This window comes from Synechococcus sp. R8-2 (assembly GCF_047461715.1).
GTDB lineage: Bacteria > Cyanobacteriota > Cyanobacteriia > Thermostichales > Thermostichaceae > Thermostichus.
In genome coordinates, this window is the sequence record NZ_JANSHQ010000214.1 from 1 (window position 1) to 5,226 (window position 5,226).

Below are 5,226 nucleotides of genomic sequence, written 5' to 3' on the forward strand. Positions count from 1 at the left end.
GTCGGAGTCGGGTAGTTTACGGAGACCCCGGGGCGGAAAAAGTCGTTTCTAGCCGCCTGTATCTCTCCTCCAGGAGAAGGACTTGGACTGTTGAAGCTCGCTGCAGGAGCAGGTTTGCGGGTATGGGCGGTACAAGATTCGAACTTGTGACCCCTTCCGTGTGAAGGAAGTGCGCTACCACTGTGCTAACCGCCCCTAGATACCACTCTAGCAGCTATCGACTAGAGCAGGATCTCTATATTACCACGTCAGCGATTGAGCCAGAGGATTCGGATCGGCATGGGAGATGGCTAGAGATAGCCGGGATCCGGCCTGAGGGCTACAGTAAGGGTCAGGGAGCTGTGGGGTGCTATGGCCTACTCACCGACCGAAGAGGCAATTGCTCTGCTCATTGATTTGGCAGAACGAGGCGAGATCGATCCCTGGGACGTGCAGGTCATCGAGGTTATCGATCGCTTTCTGGCCCGTATGGCTCCCACCAGCAGCAGCCATGACCTGTCTGAGTCGGGACAAGCCCTGCTCCACGCTGCCATGTTGGTCTATCTTAAGGCGATGGCTTTGGCAGAACCAGAAGCAGAAGAAAGTGAGCCCAGCCCGGTGGAGGTAGAAGTGGATCCCTGGCCAAGCTGGTCTTTGGCGCACTTGGATCGCGTGTTGCAACCCAGGGCAGCACCCCGTCTTCAACGTACCCGGCCCATCACCCTCAAAGAACTCATCGCCCACCTGCAAGAGCTGGAAACCCTGCTGGAACACAAGCCCGAAGCTGCCCCAAAGCCGCTGGCCCAACGGATTTCTCGCCAGCAAGCGCTGTCGGCCATCACTCAGCTAGCCCACCCGGAAAACCTTTTGGAAACCACCGCCGAGCTAGAATCTCTGCTGGCTCAGCTTTGGCAGCAGGGTCTGACCCAGATCAGCTTTGTCGATCTCCAGCAACACTTTTGCCAAAAAAGCTATCAAAACGGCAGCAGCGGGACCATTCACCCCATTCAAGTCTTCTGGTCATTGCTGCTAATGGCTGCCCGCTCTCAGGTGGAGCTGTGCCAAGAGGAGTTCTACGGCCCACTGACCATCCGACCCTGCACAACTGAGGGCCTGGCAAAGTAGATCCCGCCCTTGGGATCCCCTTCATCTGCCAAGGTGAACTCTAGAGAACTTTTCTGGCCGTGGTCGGGCCATCCACCTCTAGGCTTCTGAGCTGGCGTCTGAACCTGAGGATGTCAAGCGCTCTTCTGCGCCGATCTGGCAAACGGAGAACTCAATCCGTGCCTTCAGCATCGTGCCGGGCACGATCCGCCCGTTTGAGATCTTCCCCACTGGAGCGCACCGGCAGCTCGGCAGGAGCCTCCCGATCCAGGTAGTAATCCTCCACGAGGCGCTCGCTGCTGGGATGATCTTCTCCTTCGGTAGGCAACAGTGGCGGATGCAGCAATTCAGCCGGAGGGCAGTCTTCTGAGGTGAGCAAATCTGACGTGCTGAGCATCCCCTTGGGAATGGTGGAAAGGCGCTGAGCAACAGCTCCAATGCTTTCCAGGCGAATCATCTCCTCCCAGGAGCAGATCTCCTCCTCATCTTCTGTCTCGTAGCGAACTAGGATGGTGTCCCCTTCGATATCGAGGATCTTGGCCCGTTCCAGCCAGCGTCCCTGATCCCGCAGATAGATCCACACATCCTTGCCTTCGCGGCTGAGTTGATAGATCCTACGATGAAGCACGGTCCCCTCCTGAAGTGAAAGATCCGAGTGAGTTGTGGGGGCTACCCAGCTCATCCCTCCATCTTAGCGGCTGGACACCGAGGCTGTATGCCTTTCCCGAGGCCAGACAGAGTCTCTTTAGGTTGGGTCGGTTTCGGCCAGAGAGACCCCTTCCATCGCCAAGGCTGTCTCCGCTTCTTCTGCCTGCACATCCCGCAGAAAGGATTCCAGAGAGGCATGGGCTTCCGCCTCCAGTTCTGCTCCGCCAAGGGTCATGCTCTCTTCCGGCAGCCAGCCCAAAAACGGCAGGGGCAAGAGGGTAGAAAGGTTGGTCAGGATCAGCAGCAGCCCCAGCCGGCTGAAATCGGTCTCCGTTACCCCCAGCCCATGCATCAGCAGGGATCCCAGCTCTTGGGAGAGAAACCCCGCCAAATTAAAGGCCGACATCAGCAGAGCAAAGAGGGTGGCCTCGATCCCAGGGGGGCAGAGGCGGGCGGCCAAGACCAGCACTGGCATAAAGGCAATTTGTCCTGCCACCGTCAGCACCAGGCTGTCCCCCAAGCTAAACCAATGATCGTCGATACCCCAATCCCGGTTGAGGTGATAGACCAAGATAAGGCTGGTCAGGCCCAACCCTGCCGAGATCACGGTCATCCAGCCGAACAGGGGCCGCAGTGGGATCCGCCGCAGATACACCTGGAAGATCCCTACCCCCAGCAAACTGGCGATGCTGGTAACCAAGCGCACCTGACCCAAAAATTCCGGCCCAAAGCCGAGATCGTTGGTGACAAAGTAAAAAAGAGCCGCATCGGCGCTGGGAGTGGCCTGCCAAACGAACACAAACAGCACCGGCAGCAAAATGCTGGGTTGCCGCAGCGCCCGCCACACCTGCCCCACCTGTTGTTGCAAGGGATCCCAGCCCTGGGACAACGCCACCGGTTGATCGGCAATAACCCAAGCTGCCAGAGCAATGAACAACGGCAAAAAGGCCGTCAGCCCAAACACCACCTGCGGCGGATAATGGGCTAAGAGCGCTCCTCCCAAATAGGCGGTGAGCAGGGATCCCAAGGCCGTTGCTCCCCAAGTTAAAGATTGCAGCGTGCCTGTCCCCGCCCAGTCACTGCCGTGTACCCGCTCCACCACCAGCGAATCTACGATTACATCCCCTACCGCCACCGCCAGGGATCCCAAAACCATCCACAGGGTGGCCAGCCCAGCCGTCGGCGCCCACAGAGCCATTCCCAGCCAAGCCCCACACCCCAGAAGCCCTGACAACAAGAGGTAGGGACGACGCCGATAGCCCGCCACCGGTACAGTATCCGACAGCAGGCCGTAGAGGGGCTTGAGGATCCAGGGGCTCATGGCAACGCCCATCAACGCCGCCACCTGAGACGGGCTGAGGCCCAAGCTATCCTTCAGGTAAAAGCTGGTGGCCAGCCGTGCCAGCCCCACCGCCCCCTGCACAAAGTACACCAAGAGGATTCCGAACAATTCCGGCGTCCAGTGGATATCCCGCAGCGGGGTCAGGGTGGATTGGTGCAGCCGTTGCAGCAGAGGATGGATCATGAGCGGTCGCAGTGTAGCGAGATGTTAGTTGGTGCGGTGTTGCCTTGGCAACAGCAAAACCATAAGAATCTTAACAGTCTCTTCACCTTAACCTGTCCAACTGGCTTCCGGCTCCGACCTCCTTGGACGGGTTGCGCTTCCCAGCGCTCTTTCTGCTCAACCCAGCCGAGCTACAAAATCTACAAAATAATGAGGTCGAAATGAGGTCGAAAGCTGATCCCCGGGTGCTATGCCATCCAGCCAAGGGCGGGGATCCCAAGAAGTCCAGCATGCTTTCGTCCCATGTTGACCGGCCCAACCCCACCTCGGCGGCACCTGAACCCGCAACTGCAGCACCAGGCAGGGCAGTAGAGACGGGAGACAAAGGCATTCCGAAGCTATGATGAACAGGGATGGCTCTGAGTTTCTACCTACATCTTTAACTGGGTCTGTTTTCAGGCTGTGCTGACTGCTTCTTCTGCCGGTTCTGCGGTTGATGCCATTGCTCCTTTTGCTCCACAAGTCTGGAGCTGGCGCGGACATGCCATTCGCTACGTGGTGCAGGGATCCGGATCCCCGCTGGTCTTGGTGCATGGATTTGGGGCTTCCATCGGCCATTGGCGGCACAACATCCCCGTGCTGGCTGCGGCAGGATACCGGGTCTATGCCCTGGATTTGCTGGGGTTTGGCGGCTCGGCCAAGCCTGCTCTCCCCTACACCTTGGATCTGTGGGCGGAGTTGCTGGTGGATTTTTGGCAGCAGCACATTCAGCAGCCTGCTGTGTTTATCGGCAATTCCATTGGTGCCTTGCTCAGCTTGATCATGGCCGCCCGGCATCCCCAGTTAACGGCAGGAGCAGTGTTGCTCAACTGCGCCGGGGGGTTGAACCATCGCTCCCATGAGCTCAGCCCGATTTTCCGCCTTTTCATGAGTGTTTTCACCGCTCTGGCGGCTTCTCCGGTGACGGGGCCGTTTTTGTTCGATCGGGTGCGGCAGCGGCAGCGTATCCGCGCAACTCTCAAGCAGGTGTACCGTAACCCCGCCGCCATTACGGATGAGCTGGTGGAGATTCTCTATGCCCCTTCCTGTGATGTGGGCGCTCAGCAGGTGTTTGCCTCGATTCTCACCGCTCCCCCCGGCCCAACTCCTGAAGCCCTATTGCCTCAGGTGCGCTGCCCGCTGTTGGTGCTCTGGGGAGAGGGGGATCCCTGGACGCCCATTCAACGGGGTCGCGGCTTTCAAAACCACGTGAAAGGGATCGACTACCAGTTCTTGCCCATTCCCAATACAGGCCATTGCCCCCACGACGAGCGCCCAGAGGTGGTCAACCCTCTGATTTTGAGCTGGCTGCCCAGGGCCTTTGCGGCGGTCTAAGCTTTTTTGGAGGTTCCTTTGCCGGAGAGGCCCAACCAACCTCGGATTTTGGCCATCCAGACTTGAAGGGGTGAAGGCTGGGGGCGGATCGCCACCTGGATCGGCTCGTCTTGGAAGTCCTTGTCCTTGAGGCGAAACCCAAACTCCAGGTCATCTTTCACCTTGCCGAGACGGGGAAACAGCCTGACGGCTGCTTTTTTGAGTTCTTCCTCGTTTTGGAAAATGGCTTGGTGAATGGCGCTGGAACGTCCCACTGCCAGGGATCCCACCGGCAGCCAAGGGTTGGGCTGGCCAGGCGCGGGCTGGCGACGGCGGGCAAAGATGTTGAACTCCGGCATCCCCTTGGCTTTCAGCTCGTCGTACCGTTTGGCGGCTTCCTTGCGCTTGGCAGTGTTGGAGCTGGCCGGTTTTTTCTCAGGCTTGGATTTGCGGAAACCCTTAGACTGACTCATACTTGGGCTGACGAGAGGGGGGATTTTTGCAGCTTAGCGCAGATCGGATCCCCTTCTCTGCCGGGGATCCCTTGTCATCATTGTTCGTAGCCGGCGTGCTATACTTGTTGAGCTTCGGCGGGCGGTTAAAGGGGCCTGTCAGTCGGGATGTAGCGCAGCTTGGTA

General features: G+C 58.6%; 4 protein-coding genes, 1 tRNA gene and 1 pseudogene. 2 read left to right on the forward strand and 4 right to left on the reverse strand.

Features of this window, described 5'->3' with window-relative positions:
- Nucleotides 1-123: 123 nt before the first annotated feature.
- Nucleotides 124-195, reverse strand: a tRNA-Val gene (locus NW819_RS05800).
- A 156-nt stretch (nucleotides 196-351) separates the two neighbouring features.
- Between NW819_RS05800 and NW819_RS05805 the strand changes: the two genes are divergently transcribed.
- Nucleotides 352-1,104, forward strand: a complete 753-nt coding sequence (locus NW819_RS05805; protein ID WP_414413181.1) for a segregation/condensation protein A — start codon at nucleotides 352-354, stop codon at nucleotides 1,102-1,104.
- A 316-nt stretch (nucleotides 1,105-1,420) separates the two neighbouring features.
- On the opposite strand, the pseudogene NW819_RS05810 reads toward NW819_RS05805, so the two are convergent.
- Together NW819_RS05810 and NW819_RS05815 are read right to left on the reverse strand one after the other, a co-directional pair.
- Nucleotides 1,421-1,711 (reverse strand): annotated as a pseudogene (locus NW819_RS05810) (DUF6679 family protein); the annotation flags it as partial.
- Nucleotides 1,712-1,828: 117 nt separating this feature from the next.
- Nucleotides 1,829-3,256 carry a folate/biopterin family MFS transporter gene (locus NW819_RS05815; RefSeq protein WP_414413182.1) on the reverse strand — a complete coding sequence of 476 codons (1,428 nt, stop codon included), beginning with the start codon at nucleotides 3,254-3,256 and terminating at the stop codon, nucleotides 1,829-1,831.
- 441 nt (nucleotides 3,257-3,697) lie between these two features.
- Between NW819_RS05815 and NW819_RS05820 the strand changes: the two genes are divergently transcribed.
- Complete coding sequence (locus NW819_RS05820; protein WP_414413183.1) at nucleotides 3,698-4,609, forward strand: alpha/beta fold hydrolase; 912 nt, start codon at nucleotides 3,698-3,700, stop codon at nucleotides 4,607-4,609.
- Here the strand turns inward: NW819_RS05820 and NW819_RS05825 are convergent.
- Nucleotides 4,606-5,061: an HHL1-like protein gene (locus NW819_RS05825; protein WP_414381947.1), complete on the reverse strand. Its 456-nt coding sequence runs from the start codon at nucleotides 5,059-5,061 to the stop codon at nucleotides 4,606-4,608. The two genes, NW819_RS05820 and NW819_RS05825, sit on opposite strands and share 4 nt — an antisense overlap.
- Nucleotides 5,062-5,226: the final 165 nt, after the last annotated feature.